At 55.6% G+C, this 19,262-nt stretch carries 14 protein-coding genes; 5 read left to right on the forward strand and 9 right to left on the reverse strand.

Annotated elements, in window-relative coordinates:
* Both ACP4QI_RS19775 and ahr read left to right on the forward strand, forming a co-directional pair.
* Entirely contained in the window at positions 1 to 504 is a 504-nt protein-coding gene (locus ACP4QI_RS19775; RefSeq protein WP_142487267.1) for a GNAT family N-acetyltransferase, read from the forward strand.
* Positions 505 to 586: 82 nt separating this feature from the next.
* Positions 587 to 1,606: an NADPH-dependent aldehyde reductase Ahr gene (gene ahr / locus ACP4QI_RS19780; protein WP_285129167.1), complete on the forward strand. Its 1,020-nt coding sequence runs from the start codon at positions 587 to 589 to the stop codon at positions 1,604 to 1,606.
* Positions 1,607 to 1,650: 44 nt separating this feature from the next.
* Here the strand turns inward: ahr and ACP4QI_RS19785 are convergent, their stop codons facing one another.
* Positions 1,651 to 3,288: a dihydroxyacetone kinase subunit DhaK gene (locus tag ACP4QI_RS19785; RefSeq protein WP_426495742.1), complete on the reverse strand. Its 1,638-nt coding sequence runs from the start codon at positions 3,286 to 3,288 to the stop codon at positions 1,651 to 1,653.
* Positions 3,289 to 3,425: 137 nt separating this feature from the next.
* Here ACP4QI_RS19785 and ACP4QI_RS19790 point away from each other — a divergent pair, with 137 nt between their 5' ends.
* Positions 3,426 to 4,928 (forward strand): helicase HerA-like C-terminal domain-containing protein, encoded by a 1,503-nt coding sequence (locus ACP4QI_RS19790; protein WP_426495741.1) that lies wholly within the window; start codon positions 3,426 to 3,428, stop codon positions 4,926 to 4,928.
* Here ACP4QI_RS19790 and ACP4QI_RS19795 read toward each other — a convergent pair.
* Positions 4,908 to 5,849: a TIGR01212 family radical SAM protein gene (locus ACP4QI_RS19795; protein WP_426495806.1), complete on the reverse strand. Its 942-nt coding sequence runs from the start codon at positions 5,847 to 5,849 to the stop codon at positions 4,908 to 4,910. The genes ACP4QI_RS19790 and ACP4QI_RS19795 overlap by 21 nt on opposite strands.
* Before the next feature lie 683 nt (positions 5,850 to 6,532).
* Here ACP4QI_RS19795 and gltB point away from each other — a divergent pair.
* Together gltB and ACP4QI_RS19805 are read left to right on the forward strand one after the other, a co-directional pair.
* Positions 6,533 to 10,993 carry a glutamate synthase large subunit gene (gltB, locus tag ACP4QI_RS19800; RefSeq protein ID WP_426495740.1) on the forward strand — a complete coding sequence of 1,487 codons (4,461 nt, stop codon included), beginning with the start codon at positions 6,533 to 6,535 and terminating at the stop codon, positions 10,991 to 10,993.
* Between the two features lie 9 nt (positions 10,994 to 11,002).
* Positions 11,003 to 12,421 (forward strand): glutamate synthase small subunit, encoded by a 1,419-nt coding sequence (locus ACP4QI_RS19805; RefSeq protein ID WP_285129170.1) that lies wholly within the window; start codon positions 11,003 to 11,005, stop codon positions 12,419 to 12,421.
* 40 nt (positions 12,422 to 12,461) lie between these two features.
* Here the strand turns inward: ACP4QI_RS19805 and ACP4QI_RS19810 are convergent, their stop codons facing one another.
* From ACP4QI_RS19810 to sspA, 7 genes are all read right to left on the reverse strand, one after another.
* A complete protein-coding gene (locus tag ACP4QI_RS19810; protein WP_285129171.1) occupies positions 12,462 to 13,163 on the reverse strand; it encodes a DUF1120 domain-containing protein in 702 nt (233 codons plus the stop codon).
* A complete protein-coding gene (locus ACP4QI_RS19815) occupies positions 13,160 to 13,696 on the reverse strand; it encodes a hypothetical protein (RefSeq protein WP_426495739.1) in 537 nt (178 codons plus the stop codon). The genes ACP4QI_RS19810 and ACP4QI_RS19815 overlap by 4 nt, the downstream gene beginning before the upstream one ends.
* A complete protein-coding gene (locus ACP4QI_RS19820) occupies positions 13,687 to 16,068 on the reverse strand; it encodes a fimbrial biogenesis usher protein (protein ID WP_426495738.1) in 2,382 nt (793 codons plus the stop codon). Before ACP4QI_RS19820 ends, ACP4QI_RS19815 begins: the two co-directional genes overlap by 10 nt.
* A gap of 23 nt (positions 16,069 to 16,091) precedes the next feature.
* Complete coding sequence (locus ACP4QI_RS19825) at positions 16,092 to 16,763, reverse strand: fimbria/pilus chaperone family protein (RefSeq protein WP_285129174.1); 672 nt, start codon at positions 16,761 to 16,763, stop codon at positions 16,092 to 16,094.
* A 129-nt stretch (positions 16,764 to 16,892) separates the two neighbouring features.
* On the reverse strand, positions 16,893 to 17,606 hold the full coding sequence (locus ACP4QI_RS19830) for a DUF1120 domain-containing protein (protein ID WP_285129175.1): 714 nt from the start codon (positions 17,604 to 17,606) through the stop codon (positions 16,893 to 16,895).
* A 290-nt stretch (positions 17,607 to 17,896) separates the two neighbouring features.
* Positions 17,897 to 18,388, reverse strand: coding sequence for a ClpXP protease specificity-enhancing factor (gene sspB, locus ACP4QI_RS19835; RefSeq protein ID WP_285129176.1), 492 nt, complete (start codon positions 18,386 to 18,388; stop codon positions 17,897 to 17,899).
* 5 nt (positions 18,389 to 18,393) lie between these two features.
* Positions 18,394 to 19,032, reverse strand: coding sequence for a stringent starvation protein SspA (sspA, locus tag ACP4QI_RS19840; RefSeq protein WP_059307097.1), 639 nt, complete (start codon positions 19,030 to 19,032; stop codon positions 18,394 to 18,396).
* Between the last annotated feature and the right edge of the window lie 230 nt (positions 19,033 to 19,262).

Raw genomic sequence — 19,262 nt, forward strand, 5'->3', positions numbered from 1 at the left:
ATGCATGTAAATGCCTCTGTAACGGCGCATCTGCGCCGTATCACCGCCACGGATAACCCGGCAATTGCCGGCGTTATCCGCCGGGTATCAGCCGAATACGGCCTGACGGCCGATAAAGGCTATACCGTTGCGGATCCCAATCTCGACGAACTGTATTCGGTGTACAGCCAGCCGGGGCATGCCTATTGGGTTGTTGAGCAGAACGGCCAGGTTGTGGGTGGCGGCGGCGTTGCGCCGCTCTCCTGCAGCGAGCCGGACATCTGCGAACTGCAAAAAATGTACTTCCTGCCCGTCGTCCGTGGACAAGGCTTAGCAAAAAAACTGGCGTTACAGGCGCTGGATCATGCCCGCGAGCAGGGTTTTAAACGCTGCTATCTCGAAACCACTGCCTTTCTGACCGACGCCATCAGACTGTACGAACATCTCGGCTTTGAGCATATCGACCAGCCGCTGGGATGTACCGGACATGTTGATTGCGAAGTGCGGATGTTAAAAACGTTATAATTCCTTTCCTGCCCCCTTCTGTTAAGCGACTGTAAACTGAATGCTCTACACTCTCAGTTCCACACCATCAGGGGGTAATATCATGTCGAAGATAAAAAGCTACGCCGCACCGCAGGCGGGTGCAGAGCTTGAGCTGTACGAATACGATGCGGGCGAGCTGAAAGCAGAAGACGTTGAAGTTCAGGTCGATTACTGCGGGGTCTGCCATTCCGATCTGTCTATGATCGACAATGAATGGGGCTTCTCGCAATACCCGCTGATTGCCGGGCACGAAGTCATTGGCCGCGTGGTGGCCCTGGGCAGTGCCGCGCAGGAAAAAGGGCTGAAGGTTGGCCAGCGCGTGGGCATTGGCTGGACCGCACGCAGCTGCGGTCACTGTGACGCCTGTATCAGCGGCAACCAGATTAACTGTCTGGAAGGCGCCACGCCTACCATCCTCAATAATGGCGGTTTCGCCGACAAACTGCGCGCCGACTGGCAGTGGGTCATTCCTCTCCCTGATCAGATCGATATCGAATCCGCCGGTCCACTGCTGTGCGGCGGGATCACGGTTTTCAAACCACTGCTGATGCACCATATCACCGCCACCAGCCGCGTGGGGGTCATTGGTATCGGTGGTCTGGGCCATATTGCCATCAAGCTTCTGCATGCCATGGGCTGCGAAGTGACGGCGTTCAGTTCCAACCCGGCAAAAGAGCAAGAAGTGCTGGCAATGGGGGCTGATAAGGTGGTGAACAGCCGGGATCCTGAGCTGTTGAAAGCCCTGGCAGGTCAGTTTGATTTAATCATCAATACCGTGAACGTCGATCTCGACTGGCAGCCGTACTTTGAAGCGCTGGCCTACGGCGGCAACTTCCATACCGTCGGTGCCGTCCTGAAGCCACTGCCGGTTCCTGCGTTCACGCTGATTGGCGGCGATCGCAGCGTATCGGGTTCTGCAACAGGCACACCTTATGAGCTGCGTAAGCTGATGAAGTTTGCCGGCCGCACCAAAGTCTCTCCGACCATCGAGATGTATCCGATGTCGAAAATCAACGAAGCGCTCCAGCACGTTCGTGACGGCAAAGCCCGTTACCGCGTGGTGCTGAAAGCAGACTTTTAAGCTGTTGTTGCCCGGTAGCGCTACGCTTACCGGGCATTTAACCACTACCGCACTAACGCGCCAAACACCTCGGCCACCGCCACCGCGCCAGGATCGGCTACCCCATCGAGATTCTCCTTATTCACATAGGACGAGCGCCCCGCTCCGGCTTTGCTCATGCTTGCTGTGGCATCAGCGCCCTGCTGCGCCGCACTGGCGGCGGCCTCAAGATCCCCGCTCTGCAGCGCTTCCAGCGCGGGCTGGAGTGCGTCGATCAAGGTACGATCGCCGCGATCGGCCCCGCCATAATGTTTCATTTGCGCAAGTCCGGTCAGTAAGGCATCGGGCAAGGACTTACCGCCACGCAGCGCCTGCCCGGCGGCGGTAAAGAAGATCGACATCAACACCCCGCTCGATCCCCCCATCACCGTCGCCAGCCGCTCCCCCACCACCAGCAACAATTGCGGCAGATCGTTCAGCGGCAGGCGTTCCTCTTCAAGCCATTGCGCAATATCCCGCGCGCCTTGCGCAAAGGTCGATCCCGTATCGCCGTCCCCTACTTTCGCATCCAGGGCATTAAGGCGATTTTCCAGGGCGATTAAGCAGCCCGTGGCAGCGGCGAGATACCGCGCAACGTTTGCGTTCGCCGACGGCGTAAACTCCACGCTGTCATGCAGCGGAGTGTGCGTCAGCGTGCGCAGCGGCGCGAAGGCCACCGGCTTTTGCCAGCCCAGCGTCTCCACCGGCGCGGTAATCGCCTGCTCAAAGGCCGGATTCAGCTTCAGCAGGGATAACGAAAAGCCTTTCATGTCCAGCGAACTCACCAGCGGCGCCGGGCCAATCAACCAGGCGATCTGATCCTTCAGGGCCGAATGCGCCAGCTCTTTGGCCAGCAGTGCCATCTCCAGCGCCGAGACGCCGCCGAGGTTATTGATCAGCACGGCCAGCCGCCCAACACCTGCCTGCGCAAGCAAGGGTTTCACCAGCGTATCGATAATCGCCCTGCTGTTTTGCGTCTCGACCACCGAGGCCCCGGGCTCACCGTGGATCCCAAGCCCCAGCTCAACATGGCCTTTCCTGATACGCCCCTCTTCATCGTCGCTGCCCGGCAGGTTGCAGGTCTGCATCGCTACGCCCAGGCTCCAGAGGTTGTCGCAGGCCTGACGAGCCATGTCCCGCACCTCATTTAACGATTTCCCCTGTTCGGCGGCGTACCCGGCAATCTTATGCACCAGCGCGGTTCCGGCGATGCCGCGCGGCTGTTTGTTATCCAGGAGGGCGATATCATCGGCCACAATCACCATCTCCACTTTGAGCCCAAGGCACCTGGCTTTTTCCGCCGCGAGGCCAAAGTTGAGGCGATCCCCGGTGTAGTTTTTGACGATCAGCAGACAGCCACGATCGCCCGTCACCGCCACGATGGCATTCAGCACCGCCTCTACGCTCGGTGAAGCAAACAGATCGCCACAGACGGCAGCAGTCAGCATCCCTTTACCCACAAATCCCGCATGCGCCGGTTCATGGCCGGATCCGCCCCCGGAAATCACCGCCACGCGGCTTTTATCCCAGTCGGCGCGCACCACGACGCGGATAGCCGGATCGCTATCCAGTTTGACGAGATTGCCATGCGGGGCGGAAATGAGCATACCTTCAATGGCGTCATTAACCAGCTGTTTGCGGTCGTTAAAGAAGAATCTGGACATAGCTTTCCAATATGTTGTTTACCCTGTGTAAAAGCATAGTCCGCGTTGCGTAATGCGCCGCAAAGTCAGAAATTGACCCGCTCTTTTTACCGTCAGGTTGCCTATACTCCACGCAGGACTGAACGAGGAAGCCGATCATGAGTACACCCCTGCTGATTGCCCGGACGCTGGATAACGAACTCTATCTCCTGCCCGCAATGGCAAACCGTCATGGCCTGATTACCGGCGCTACCGGCACGGGTAAAACGGTGACGCTGCAAAAGCTGGCCGAGTCATTTTCAGGTATCGGCGTGCCGGTATTTATGTCTGACGTGAAAGGCGATCTCAGCGGTGTTGCCCGGGAGGGTGTCGGCTCAGAGAAGCTTCTTGAACGGTTGAACAATATCGGCATCACCGACTGGCAACCGGAGAGTAATCCGGTGGTGGTCTGGGATATTTTCGGTGAAAAAGGCCATCCGGTGCGCGCCACCGTGTCCGATCTCGGCCCGCTATTGCTGGCGCGTCTGCTCGATCTGAACGAGGTACAGTCCGGCGTGCTGAACATCATCTTCCGCATTGCCGACGATCAGGGGCTACTGCTGCTCGACTTCAAAGATCTGCGGGCCATTACCCAATACATCGGGGATAACGCCAAATCGTTTCAGAATCAGTACGGCAATATCAGCAGCGCCTCCGTGGGGGCTATCCAGCGCGGTTTGCTGACGCTGGAACAACAGGGCGCCGAACACTTCTTTGGCGAGCCTATGCTGGATATCAAAGACTGGATGCGTACCGACAGCAACGGCAAAGGCATCATCAATATCCTCAGTGCAGAGAAGCTCTACCAGATGCCGAAGCTCTACGCGGCCAGCCTGCTTTGGATGCTCTCCGAGCTCTTTGAGCAACTGCCTGAAGCCGGCGACCTGGAAAAACCGAAGCTGGTCTTCTTCTTTGACGAAGCGCATCTGCTGTTCAGCGATGCGCCACAGGTGCTGCTGGACAAGATCGAGCAGGTGATCCGCCTGATCCGCTCCAAAGGGGTGGGCGTTTATTTTGTTTCGCAGAATCCGTCTGATATTCCCGACAACGTGCTGGGCCAGCTGGGCAATCGCGTCCAGCATGCGCTGCGCGCCTTTACGCCGAAAGACCAGAAGGCGGTGAAAGCCGCTGCGCAGACCATGCGCGCCAACCCCGCCTTTGATACCGAAGCGGCTATTCAGGCGCTGGGAACCGGCGAGGCGCTGATCTCCTTTCTCGATGCCAAAGGCAGCCCGTCAGTGGTGGAGCGCGCGATGGTTATCGCCCCCAACTCCCGGATGGGACCGGTGAGCGACGATGAGCGTAACGGGCTGATCAACCATTCGCCTGTCTACGGAAAGTACGAGGATCGGGTGGACAGAGAGTCTGCCTTTGAGATGCTGCAAAAAGGGGTGCAAGCCAGTACGGCGCAGCAGGAGGCCCCCGCCGCGAAAGGCCAGTCCGTTGCGGTCGATGACGGGATCCTCGGCGGGTTGAAGGACATCCTGTTTGGCAGCACCGGTCCACGCGGTGGTAAACGCGACGGGGTGGTGCAAACCATGGCGAAAAGCGCGGCGCGTCAGGTGACGAATCAGATTGTACGCGGTGTGCTGGGCAGCTTATTAGGCGGACGCCGAAGATAACGCGGGCACCCAGGGTGCGCCCAGCGCCGAGCCCTGAACCCCATGCGCGTTCAGATAGCGGTCCAGCTCCACCATCCCCGTCCAGCGGTTCTCGCACCACAGCGGTGCCAGCAGCGTTGGGCGGCGGGCGCTGGCGGAGATGCGGTGATACACCACTTCCGACGGCGTGTGGCGGATCATCTCCCCGGCCGTCACTACATACTCGTTCAGCTCGATACCGTTCAGTCGCCCGGCCTCCCAGGCTTTAGCCATAATGCTTCCCGTCACGATATGCAGCGGGTGCAGCTTAATACCATCAAGGCCGGTCTCCACCACCTTATGCAGGGTTTCCAGGGCGTGGGATTGCCCTTCACCCGGCAGGCCGACAATCAGATGGGTACAGACCTTCAGCCCGCGTTCCCGCGCCAGTCGGGTGGTACGTTGATAGCAGGCAAAATCGTGGCCGCGATTAATACGATGCAGCGTTTTATCGTGCGCGGTCTGCAAGCCCAGCTCCAGCCAGATCTCATACCCCTGCTCTTTGTATTCGCTGAGCAGATCGAGTACCGCCTCCGGCACGCAGTCAGGCCGGGTGCCGACACAGAGTCCGACGATATTGGCCTGGCTCACCGCCTGTTGATACATCGAGCGCAGCACCTGTACTTCTGCCCATGTGCTGGTATAGGCCTGAAAATAGGCCAGATACTGTTTCGCCCGATTCACCAGCGCCGACTGGTGGGCAAGCTGCGCCGCAATGGACTGATGCTGCTGCGCTTCATCGGCAAACGAGGCCACATTACAGAAGGTACAGCCGCCGCGCCCGATAGTACCGTCGCGATTCGGGCAGCTAAAACCCCCGTGCAGCGACAGCTTATGAACCTTTTGCCCGTACCGGCGTGAAAGATCCCCACCAAACATATTGACTAATTTCTGTAACTGCATAATCTGATAGACCGCCCCGTTGAAAGGGGGCAAGCCTGCCATTTTTAACCTCCGACGGCGATGACCTGGATCAATCGTCCCGGCGTGCTTTTATCCTTTGCATAATTAACCAAGATAATTGCAATTTCATTCATCGCCTTTCTAATTACTTTTCCTTATGTTCTGCAGGATTTTTTCATTTATATCGTCTGCGCTGAAAAACAGTGACATCATGCGGGCTTTCCCCCTGTGGTAGGATTATATCCTGCTTAAATCGCACTATTCAGCATGCTACAGCGATAATACCGCTTTCATATAGTGAGTCAGATCACACTACCTTAAAGCCCACAGGAAGGTTGCAGGGATGTGAAACACGTTAAATAACTAACAAAATCAGATTGATAACCTCCCCTTAGCACATTTCTGTATAAATAAGATTGCCATTTGACCTGTGTACGGATTCCCGATAAGTTGGAAATCCGCTGGAAGCTTTCTGGATGAGCAGCCTGCTCATCATATTTATGCAGTAGTTGAGATTCCCTCTGAAGCAAGTCCTCAAACTTGTTTGACCTGTGCGAAAAGGATATTAAGAGGGCGAATGCGAGGTACGCGTATGAAACGCAAACCCCGTCGCCGCGCTCTTGCTGTGCCTGTGCGCCACGGTCCAGAGAGAAGTCCCGAAGAGCCTGGGGAGGTTCACTGATATGTTGTACGATAAATCCCTTGAGAAGGATAACTGTGGTTTCGGCCTGATCGCCCACATAGAAGGCGAACCTAGCCACAAGGTAGTGCGTACCGCTATACACGCACTGGCCCGTATGCAGCACCGTGGCGCTATCCTTGCGGATGGTAAAACCGGAGACGGTTGCGGTCTGCTGCTGCAAAAACCGGATCGTTTCTTTCGCATCGTGGCGGAAGAGCGCGGCTGGCGTTTAGCCAAAAACTACGCTGTCGGCATGCTGTTCCTGAATCAGGACGCGGAAAAAGCAGCTATCTCACGCCGCATCGTCGAAGAAGAACTTCAACGCGAAACCCTGTCTATCGTCGGCTGGCGCGAAGTGCCCACCAACGAAGGGGTACTCGGTGAAATCGCCCTCTCCTCGCTGCCTCGTATCGAGCAAATTTTTGTCAACGCGCCTGCGGGCTGGCGTCCACGTGATATGGAACGCCGCCTGTTTATCGCCCGTCGCCGCATTGAAAAACGTCTCCAGGAAGATAAAGAGTTCTACGTCTGTAGCCTCTCGAACCTGGTGAACATCTATAAAGGTCTGTGTATGCCGGCTGACCTGCCGCGCTTCTACCTGGACCTGGCGGACCTGCGTCTGGAATCGGCCATTTGCCTGTTCCACCAGCGCTTCTCCACCAACACCGTACCACGCTGGCCGCTGGCTCAGCCGTTCCGCTATCTGGCGCACAACGGTGAAATCAACACCATCACCGGTAACCGCCAGTGGGCCCGCGCCCGTACCTATAAATTCCAGACCCCGCTGATCCCGGATCTGCACGATGCAGCGCCGTTCGTCAACGAAACCGGCTCTGACTCCAGTTCAATGGATAACATGCTGGAGCTGCTGCTGGCCGGCGGGATGGACATCGTTCGCGCCATGCGCCTGTTGGTTCCGCCAGCCTGGCAGAACAACCCGGATATGGATCCTGAACTGCGTTCCTTCTTCGACTTCAACTCCATGCACATGGAGCCGTGGGATGGTCCGGCCGGTATCGTCATGTCCGACGGGCGCTTTGCGGCCTGTAATCTCGACCGTAACGGCCTGCGCCCGGCGCGCTACGTCATCACTAAAGACAAGCTGATCACCTGCGCCTCTGAAGTGGGGATCTGGGATTACCAGCCTGACGAAGTGGTCGAAAAAGGCCGCGTAGGGCCTGGCGAACTGATGGTGATCGACACCCGTGGCGGTCGCATTCTGCACTCCGCGGAAACCGATAACGACCTGAAAAGCCGTCATCCGTACAAAGAGTGGATGGAGAAAAACGTTCGCCGTCTGGTGCCGTTTGAAGATCTGCCGGATCAGGACGTGGGCAGCCGCGAGCTGGATGATGATACCCTCGCCAGCTACCAGAAACAGTTTAACTACAGCGCGGAAGAGCTGGACTCCGTTATCCGCGTGCTGGGTGAAAACGGCCAGGAAGCGGTCGGCTCCATGGGTGACGATACCCCGTTTGCCGTGCTCTCCAGCCAGCCGCGTATCATTTACGACTACTTCCGCCAGCAGTTTGCGCAGGTAACTAACCCGCCAATCGATCCGCTGCGTGAAGCCCACGTGATGTCTCTGGCCACCAGCATCGGTCGTGAGATGAACGTCTTCTGCGAAGCCGAAGGCCAGGCCCACCGTCTGACCTTTAAATCGCCGATCCTGCTGTACTCCGATTTCAAACAGCTCACCACCATGCAAGAGGAGCACTACCGCGCCGACACGCTCGATATTACGTTCGACGCGACCGAAGCGACCCTCGAAGAGACGGTGAAGGCGCTGTGTGATAAAGCGGAACAGATGGTGCGTAACGGTACCGTTCTGCTGGTGCTGTCCGACCGCAACATTGCGAAGAACCGTCTGCCGGTTCCGGCGCCAATGGCCGTCGGTGCTATCCAGACGCGTCTGGTTGATAAGAGCCTGCGCTGCGACGCCAACATCATTGTGGAAACCGCAAGCGCACGTGACCCGCACCACTTCGCGGTGCTGCTGGGCTTCGGTGCGACGGCAATTTATCCGTACCTGGCCTACGAAACGCTGGCAAAACTGGTCGACGGCCAGGCCATCGACAAAGATTACCGTACCGTGATGCTGAACTACCGTAACGGCATCAACAAAGGCCTGTACAAGATCATGTCCAAGATGGGCATCTCGACCATCGCCTCTTACCGCTGCTCGAAGCTGTTCGAAGCTGTCGGTCTGCATGACGATGTTGCCGACCTGTGCTTCCAGGGCGTGATCAGCCGTATCGGCGGTGCGGGCTTTAGCGACTTCCAGCAGGATCTGCTGAACCTCTCCAAACGCGCCTGGCTGGCACGTAAACCGCTGGATCAGGGCGGGCAGCTGAAGTATGTCCACGGCGGCGAATACCACGCCTATAACCCGGACGTGGTGCGCACCCTGCAACAGGCCGTCCAGAGCGGCGAGTACAGCGATTATCAGCAGTATGCTGAGCTGGTGAACAACCGTCCGGCGGCCACGCTGCGCGATCTGCTGGCAGTGAACCCGGGCGATACCGCGGTGAGCATCAATGATGTTGAACCGGCGAGTGAACTGTTCAAACGCTTTGATACCGCCGCGATGTCTATCGGCGCGCTGAGTCCGGAAGCCCACGAAGCCCTGGCAGAAGCGATGAACAGCATCGGCGGGAACTCCAACTCCGGCGAAGGCGGTGAAGATCCGGCGCGCTACGGCACCAACAAAGTGTCGCGCATCAAGCAGGTCGCTTCTGGTCGCTTCGGGGTGACCCCGGCGTACCTGGTTAATGCCGACGTGATTCAGATTAAAGTTGCCCAGGGTGCGAAACCGGGCGAAGGCGGTCAGTTACCGGGTGACAAAGTGACCCCGTACATCGCCAAACTGCGCTACTCGGTGCCGGGCGTGACGCTGATCTCCCCGCCGCCGCACCACGATATCTACTCTATCGAGGATCTGGCGCAGCTGATTTTCGACCTGAAACAGGTCAACCCGAAAGCGATGATCTCCGTGAAGCTGGTCTCCGAGCCGGGTGTGGGCACTATCGCCACCGGTGTGGCGAAAGCCTATGCGGATCTCATCACCATCGCCGGTTACGACGGCGGTACTGGTGCAAGCCCGCTCTCCTCCGTGAAATATGCGGGTTGTCCGTGGGAACTGGGCCTGGTGGAAACCCAGCAGGCGCTGGTGGCTAACGGTCTGCGTCACAAGATCCGTCTGCAGGTGGATGGCGGTCTGAAAACTGGCCTCGACATCATCAAAGCGGCAATCCTCGGCGCAGAGAGCTTTGGCTTCGGTACCGGCCCGATGGTGGCGCTGGGCTGTAAATACCTGCGTATTTGTCACCTGAATAACTGCGCAACCGGTGTTGCAACCCAGGACGAGAAGCTGCGTAAGAACCACTACCATGGCCTGCCGTTCAAAGTGACCAACTACTTTGACTTCATCGCCCGCGAAACCCGCGAGCTGATGGCGCAGCTGGGCGTAACGCGTCTGGTGGATCTGATTGGCCGTACCGACCTGCTGAAAGAGCTGGAAGGGTTCACGGCTAAGCAGCAGAACCTGAAGCTGTCCCGTCTGCTGGAAACGGCTGAACCACATCCGGGCAAAGCGGTGTACTGCACCGAGAACAACCCACCGTTCGACAATGGCGTGCTGAACGCGCAGCTGTTGCAGCAGGCGAAGCCGTTTGTGGATGACAAGCAGAGCAAAACCTTCTGGTTTGATATTCGCAACACCGACCGTTCAGTAGGCGCAACGCTCTCGGGCTACATTGCACAGACGCACGGCGACCAGGGCCTGGCTGCCGACCCGATTACGGCGCACTTCAGCGGTACCGCAGGCCAGAGCTTTGGCGTGTGGAATGCGGGCGGCGTTGAGCTGTATCTGACCGGCGATGCCAACGACTACGTCGGTAAAGGCATGGCGGGCGGTCTGCTGGCGGTGCGTCCGCCGGTCGGCTCGGCCTTCCGCAGCTGTGATGCCAGCATCATCGGCAACACCTGTCTGTACGGTGCCACCGGTGGTCGTCTGTTTGCCGCTGGGCGTGCAGGTGAACGTTTCGCGGTGCGTAACTCCGGCGCCATCACCGTGGTGGAAGGCATCGGCGATAACGGCTGTGAATACATGACCGGTGGGATTGTCTGCGTGCTGGGCAAAACCGGCGTTAACTTCGGCGCAGGTATGACCGGTGGTTTCGCCTATGTCCTGGACGAAAGCGGTGACTTCCGCAAACGCGTGAACCCGGAACTGGTGGAAGTGCTGGATGTTGAAAGCCTGGCGATCCACGAGGAGCACCTGCGTGGTTTGATCACCGAGCACGTGCATCATACCGGTTCCGTGCGCGGCGAAGAGATCCTGGCCAACTGGCCGGCGTTCTCTGCGAAATTCGCGCTCGTTAAACCGAAGTCCAGCGATGTTAAAGCCCTGTTGGGTCACCGTAGTCGTAGCGCAGCAGAGCTGCGTGTGCAGGCGCAGTAAGGAATTCAGATGAGCCAGAATGTTTACCAGTTTATCGATCTGCAGCGTGTGGATCCGCCGAAGAAGCCGCTGAAGATCCGTAAAATTGAATTTGTTGAAATCTACGAGCCGTTTTCCGAAGGCCAGGCCAAAGCACAGGCAGACCGCTGCCTGTCCTGCGGCAACCCGTACTGCGAGTGGAAGTGTCCGGTCCATAACTACATCCCGAACTGGCTGAAGCTGGCCAACGAAGGGCGTATTTTCGAGGCCGCTGAGTTGTCTCACCAGACCAACACCCTGCCGGAAGTGTGCGGCCGCGTGTGTCCTCAGGATCGTCTGTGTGAAGGTTCCTGTACCCTGAATGACGAGTTCGGTGCAGTGACCATCGGCAACATCGAACGCTATATCAACGATAAAGCGTTCGAGATGGGCTGGCGCCCGGACATGACCGGCGTACGTCAGACCGACAAACGCGTGGCGATCATCGGTGCCGGTCCGGCAGGCCTGGCCTGCGCCGACGTGCTGACCCGTAACGGCGTGAAGGCGGTGGTATTTGACCGTCACCCGGAAATCGGCGGTCTGCTGACCTTCGGTATCCCGGCCTTCAAGCTGGAAAAAGAGGTCATGACCCGTCGCCGTGAGATCTTCACCGGCATGGGCATTGAGTTCAAACTGAATGTGGAAGTGGGCCGCGACGTGCAGCTCGACGATCTGCTGAAGGATTACGACGCCGTGTTCCTGGGCGTCGGTACCTATCAGTCGATGCGTGGCGGGCTGGAAAACGAAGATGCCACAGGCGTATTCGATGCCCTGCCGTTCCTGATTGCCAACACCAAGCAGATGATGGGTTACGGCGAAACTGCTGCAGAACCGTACGTCAGCATGGAAGGTAAGCGCGTTGTAGTTCTCGGTGGCGGTGATACCGCGATGGACTGCGTACGTACTTCCATTCGTCAGAATGCAGCGCACGTTATCTGCGCCTATCGTCGTGACGAAGAGAACATGCCGGGCTCAAAACGCGAAGTGAAGAACGCGCGTGAAGAGGGTGTGGAGTTCCAGTTCAACATCCAGCCTCTGGGTATTGAAGTGAATGCCAACGGCAAGGTCAGCGGCGTGAAGATGGCGCGTACCGAAATGGGCGCACCGGATGCGAAAGGCCGTCGTCGCGCAGAGATCGTGGCCGGTTCCGAGTATGTGATCCCGGCAGACGCGGTGGTCATGGCGTTTGGTTTCCGTCCGCACAGCATGGAGTGGCTGGCGAAGCACAGCGTCGAGCTGGACTCTCAGGGCCGCATCATCGCCCCGGAAGGCAGCGACAACGCGTTCCAGACCAGCAACCCGAAAATCTTCGCCGGCGGCGATATTGTTCGCGGTTCCGACCTGGTGGTGACCGCCATTGCCGAAGGCCGTAAAGCGGCAGATGGCATCATGAACTATCTGGAAGTCTAATCCCGCGCCTGCGGACCGTCCGGTCCGCAGGCGTTGCTTCTCAGAGATATACCAGGCTAATCACCGCACTCCCGTCTAATGTCACTGTCTGTCCTCGTCCGATATCAGGCGATATAGCCGCACTTACCTGCAATGGCACGATAGCACTGGTAATCGGTTGGGGTTCTGACGTCCCTTTTTTAATGAAGGTGTAGAAGTAGTCCTGATTTGCCGGTAACGGCAGCAGCGAGGTGATTTCCCACGGCCCATTCTTGCTGGCCGATCCGCCAATAGCTACGCTGACCGACTGCTCCCCTTCCACCGCCGTCACTCCATCAGCAATAATCTGAACCGCATAGCTGCCAATTGGTTTTTTATCCGGGCCTAATCCCAGCCCAAAAAGCCTTGTCTTATCGCTAACGTATCCACCGCCGTTGATCTGAAAACGCGCCCCCTCTTCGCCGCGATCGTCCTTTCCGGAGAGGACAGAACTTGCACGCGAATCTCTGGCGGTGATGGCAATGCCTGTCGCAGATTCACACCGGATGGATAACGTGATGTCCCGCGTTCCAATCTGGGTAAAGGTCCGTGTCGATAAGGTTGCTACGTGTCGCGTACCGTAATCCGCAGTGCCGTTATGGCTCAGAGTGGGGGTACAGGCTGCAGCCTGGGCAGACACGTCAAAATTGATGCTGACTGAATCGCCGGCACTTGCCGACAGGCTAACCATAAGGCCGAATAAAACGGTAAAGGCGTGTTTCATTGTGCATCCACCTTAATGAGCAAGTTACCGTGATAATTCACTTTTTCGGTGATGGCCTCGTTTTTAAAATGCCCGACGACAGCGACAGTGAGGGCAATGTTCTTGCCACGAACCTCATCTCCGCTGACGAAAGCGATACCTTCATTGAGGGTAATGGCCGCCTGTTGAGTGCCTGATGAAGAGAGCACGCTATCTGGCGTACGCACTGGCGCGAGCAACACCTCGCGATCGTCAACCGTTGCTTTGAGTGCCGTAAAACGCATTTGCCCCTGAGAACCCAGTGCAAAGGTATTATTGTGTGGCATTGCGCTGTTGAAAAAGAGGCGCACGCGCTGTGCTTCATCGCAGTTAATATTGAGCTGTAGAGACTTTTCCGGCAGTTCAACAGGTTTGCTCCCCGCCGTCTGACGTTCCGCGGCGTTGATCGTTCCCCAGGAAACAGAGTGTTGGCTGGCGACCAGTCGACATTCGCTTTGAGCGCTGAACGCCAGGGGCAACAGCATCAACAGCAAGAGTGAATATTTCATTGGCATACTCCCTTTGCGCTTTCATAAAACGACCCGGCGTCGACACTCGTTACCTCTGGCAGCGATAGCGTCAGGCGACAAGTTCCCTCCTCAAGCATGGCAACCAGCGTTTTCTGGCCCTCAACATCGTTGAGGAAAACTACGCCGTCGTCGACGGAGGTTGTCAGGTAGCGACCTGCGGTATCAGTAATGGCGATGCCCTTAGGCAGGGCTTTCCCGTTGTTCAGGGTGACGTTCAGCAGCACACGACGCTGCGTTAGCACGCCAAAATTCACTCGTCCGACGGAGCCCTTCGTCTGCTTAAGCATTCGGGTGCCGTTACCGATATCCATATTTTTAGGTAACGTCTCAGTGCTGATTTCTACACGCGAGTTTTTCCAGGCATTCACCGCCGGAATAACGGCCTGACCACGAAAATCAGTCCATGTCGGTCCCTGCGGGGTATCAAGGCGTACGCCGGCCACCGGCTTATCGAGCTGTGCAATGGCGAATGTCTCACGCACCGACAGCGGCGATAAGGTCACACCGTTGCTGTGCGCCACCACCCCTCCCTGCAATGTCCCGGAATAACTGTTGCTGCGAGAGCCGCTGGTACTGACGTTCGCGCTCAGTTGGGCATAATGCAGGTTGCTGTTTATCCCTGCCGTGACGTTATTCTGCCGCTGTTGTGCATCGCGCTCTGTGCCAAGGGTGTAAGTGGTATCTTCGGTTAACTGGCCCGTAGTGTTTAAACCGTAACGATCCTGGCCTTTTTGCTGTCGTGACCAGCCATTGACGCTATGGCGTCCGAAAGGAATGGAGAGATTGATGAAAACCGTGTCTTCACTCTTCTGAGCTGACTGTCCGCCATTGAGCTGTCGCTGCCAGCTGGTGGAGAGAGAAAAGTTGTCGAAACTTTTTCCCCAGTTAACGGAGACGAAGCGCGAACGATCGTCCCGGTTATAGGCCCGGGTTTCATAGAGGCTGGCGCTCATCGTTCCCACAAACTCGTTACTCCAGCCGATGCCAAGCGAATACTCGTACTTATTATGATCGCTGGCGCTGTGGTTAAGCGTCTGCGTAAAGTCACGATAGCGGGCTGTTTTTTTGATGACTGACGCCGTGAGCGAAAGATCAAGAGGCAGTGCCGTACTGGCGGTAAGTTGATATTTTTGTCCCTGCAACGCATGACTGCGATCCACCGACTGGTTCGCCTGTAGCGTGAATAAGGTTTGCGGTAGCAGAGCAGAGTCCAGACTCAAGCCAATCCCCTGGTAACCGTCTGCAACGAGGATCCCCGCGCTGGCATTGTGCGAAGGTGCGATCCGCCAACCACCGGAGATACTGGCTACCCAGGGCCTTTTGTCATAATTATCGCTGACGCGACCCGCAGAAATATAATACCCCGCCGGCGTGCCTGGGTTTCTGCCATAAAGGGTGGCAGGCACGGTAAAGCTGCGTTGCGTCCCGTCAGTCTCTTGTACCGTAACGTTCAGGTCGCTGGTGTAATTGCGCAACGGGATATCTGTTAGCGTGAAGGGGCCTGCGGGCACCAGCGTTGAATACACCAGGATGCCCTGCTGGCGGATCTCGACCCGTGCCTGAGCGGTACTGGCGATCCCCGTCACCTGTACAGCATCGGCATGTTCTGAAAGCGCATCCTCCGGTGCCAGTTCGATACCGTAAATACTGCTGCCTTCCAGCAGACGATTATTCAGGCTGACTTCACCCGCTTTCATCGTGGCTTTCCAGTTAATCAGGGTGCGTTGCAGGTAGTTTTGTGAGTTCTGGCTGGAATACTTCCCCTCAGACTGACTGATCAACTGATGAGAACGAAAAAGCCAGTCGTTAACGTTAAGACCGCCATCCAGCATCAATTGTGAATAATCTGAGTGCCCACCGTCGTAGTTACTGCGTGAGGTGAGAAAGGTGTAATTAAACAGGCCTGCTGTGCCACCGGCGTTAAAATCACCCATCTCACGCCCCTGTTTTTCGAGCTGGTCGTGAGGAAGCACCAGTGTAATTAACTCCTGCGCGGGCAGTAATGTCATAACGGTGCCGGGGTTTTCCGACACATAGTCATAACAGCCATCCGTATAACGGGCCGGCAGACGAATACCGGCCTGTTCCATAAAGGCCTTATCAACGCAAAGTTGCCCGGCCTCGTCGAAAACGGCAATAACAGACCCTACCGGATTGCCGTTGATTGACAGCGATACCGATCGTTTGCCGGGAAGAAATCGAGCTTGATGGGCAAAATATCCTGCTACTTCAGGATCCATCCCTAAAGATTTGAGTGTTTCACGGTCGAATTCAACCGCCGATTCTGTATTATCCGCTCTGACCGCCTGCGAACAACCCATGCCAATGACGCATGCCAACAGAGTTTTCCTGAGCATAAATGTTCATCCTTGAACAGTTCCTACTGAATCGTCGCGACGTAGCGCTCTCCTTTGTACCCATAACGGCTTGCCGGATAAAACTCGATCTGCTTATCGGTCAACGCGGGTAACTTCACCGTAAGGCTCGTGTTGGGCAGCAAATATGTTTGATTCAGTACGCCCCCCTTTCCAGAGGGTAAGGCGGTAAATGACGCAACCATACGTATCACGTACTTGCTGGGATTACTGACCTCAAGCAGTTCGCCTTTCTTACGCCAGATCAGGTGCTTCCATGGCGTTAAATCTTCTGCAAGGCCCGCAGGATGGATAATGACAGGCAAATCCTGACGAATAGTGACTTTAAGTTCATTCGTGCCCTGCCCTTTTGGCGGTATGCCTTCAAACGTCACGCGCTTGAGCTCTTCTTGCTGAAGAGGTTGGTCAGTCTGCAGCATAAACCGCACGCGCTGTGTTTGCCCGGGCTCCACCCGAACAACGGGTTGAGTAACCCTTAAATGGACAGCCTTATTGCTGCCTGGTAAATCAACAATTTTGGTATAGAGCAAGGAAGGGTAGGTATCAGTATTAGTAATATTCATACTCGCCTCCCCTTTTTTGGCATCAACCAGTAAAACGGAAGTCTCAGGTTGCATTCCATTTGCAAAGCAGTGAGAAACGAGGAGCGAGAGGGACAGCAAAATATATTTTTTCATAGAGCGCCACAATTCAATTATTAATAAAAAAGCCCACCAGAGAAAAAATAGTAAATATGTTTTTTATTATTGATAAATAAGGCCCAATAAAAATATGATTTATTGGGCCTTGATAATTTTATATAACGATTAGAGATAAACCAGGCTCAGCGTTGCGTTGCCATCAAGCTTAACTTCTGAAGAACCCAGTACGGATTTAGTCTGCACAGCTGGCGAGATTTCCAGTGGCATAACCAGCTCACTAAATGCCAGTGGTGCAGTTTTACCTTTTTCAGCAACGGTAACAATACGGGTGCCGTCAGGGTAGAACAGGCCGCCAGCATCGGAATTCACCCACACGTCACTGACATCGGTGTCTTTGATAATCATCCCAACAGAAGCGCCGTCAGCAGTGGTATCGTCTGCTACAGCAGTAAGGGCATAGGCACCAATTTTAGCGCTGCCGACAGTACCCAGCCCAAACGCGGAATTGGTATTAGTCAGGTCGTTGATACCAATATAATTATCAATATAGCTAGTAGAAGACAGGCTCACCTTAGAACTTGCGCGGTTATCCTGGGCAACGACACCGATAGTGGTTGCGGCATCACAGGTTACCGTTAATGTAATGGTTTTATGATTCAGTTGAACGAGGCTATTTCCCGCCGATGCTGAATTCAGCATGCTGTGATTCATGGTGCCATAATCCGCCGCCCCACTATTACTCAGCGTAGCGTTGCAGGCCGCCGGAACAAAATTCCCTGAAACGGTTAAGGTTGCGTCAGTTGCTGCATTCGCGTTTGCACAGGTTAACGCCACCAGGCATAAACCTAAGGTGGAAAGTTTCGCTTTGAATGAATTCATTTGTGTTCCCTTTTTGATGAATAACGACTATCCATATATCGATATATTTCACGGCCTAAATAACATTACTTAACGTAGCTGACTGGGCCATAAAATATAGAAAATGAATTCTTACATTTAATTACGCGTTGTTGTAATAAAATTTCCTTCATAAAAGATTAACTATAAGTGAATATATAAATTACACATATTCTATGTAACGCAAATATACATAATTAATATTTCATAAATAAGGGGCATAAAAAAACCACGTTCCTGAGAACGTGGCTTTATTTAGATCGGGAGTGAGGTTATTTCACCACGCGTAAAGCTGGCCGTCCACCGCGAGGCGGCGGCGTATCATCCGGATCGTCATCATGATCCGGCTTATCACCATCAATGATCGACATCACCGTTTCGCTCTCGCTCTCGGCCACGCCGTTTTCATCATTCAGGCTGGTAACCTCTTCATCGTACGCCGCTTCCGGCTCAAACATGGTGCCTGCGCCGTTCTCACGTGCGTAGATCGCCAGTACAGCAGCCAGAGGTACAGATACCTGGCGCGGCACACCGCCAAAACGCGCGTTAAAGCGAACTTCATCGTTCGCCAGCTCAAGACCACCCACCGCACGCGGTGCAATGTTCAGTACGATTTGCCCGTCACGCGCATATTCCATAGGAACCTGCACGCCGGGTAACGTCACATCCACTACCAGGTGCGGCGTGAGCTGGTTATCCAGCAGCCATTCATAGAAGGCACGCAGCAGATACGGACGGCGCGGAGACAGCTGTGACATTTCCACAATTATTAACCCCGGCCGAGACGCATTTCACGTTCAGCTTCAGTCAGAGAAGCAAGGAAAGAGTCGCGTTCGAAGACACGCGTCATGTAGCCTTTGAGCTCTTTCGCTCCCGGGCCGCTAAATTCCACGCCCAGAATCGGCAGACGCCACAGCAGCGGAGCCAGGTAGCAATCGACCAGGCTAAATTCGTCGCTCAGGAAGAACGGACGCTGACCGAACACGGGCGCAATCGCCAGCAGCTCTTCACGCAACTGTTTACGTGCAGCATCGGCTTCTGAAGAAGAACCGTTCACAATAACGTTCATCAGCGTATACCAGTCTTTCTCGATACGCTGCATGTACAGGCGGCTTTCACCACGGGCAACCGGGTAAACCGGCATCAGCGGCGGATGCGGGAAACGCTCATCCAGGTATTCCATAATGATACGGGATTCCCACAAGGTCAGCTCACGATCCACCAGCGTTGGTACGCTCTGGCTTGGATTGAGATCGATAAGATCCTGAGGCGGGTTATCCTTTTCCACATGCTCGATCTCAAAACTGACACCCTTCTCGGCCAGCACGATACGAACCTGATGGCTATAAATGTCAGTAGGACCAGAAAACAGCGTCATTACCGAACGTTTGTTGGCAGCGACAGCCATGAAAACCTCCAGGTATATTCAGAATTTTTACTGCTACCAGCCATACAGGCCAGCCAGATGTTTTGTTGTCCATCCCTGAGAATTTCTCCTCTTGTTCAAAAAGAGAACAAAAATCGAGCATTCACCGTTATTTGGACAGAAAAGTGGATGATAGTTTACCAGATTTTGCGGCCTTTGTGGTGAGGGGATTCTGGAAATGCGGAAAAAGAGGTCAGAAAGGACGTCTGCAT

The organism is Leclercia sp. TB492 (assembly GCF_049974505.2).
GTDB lineage: Bacteria > Pseudomonadota > Gammaproteobacteria > Enterobacterales > Enterobacteriaceae > Enterobacter > Enterobacter adecarboxylatus_C.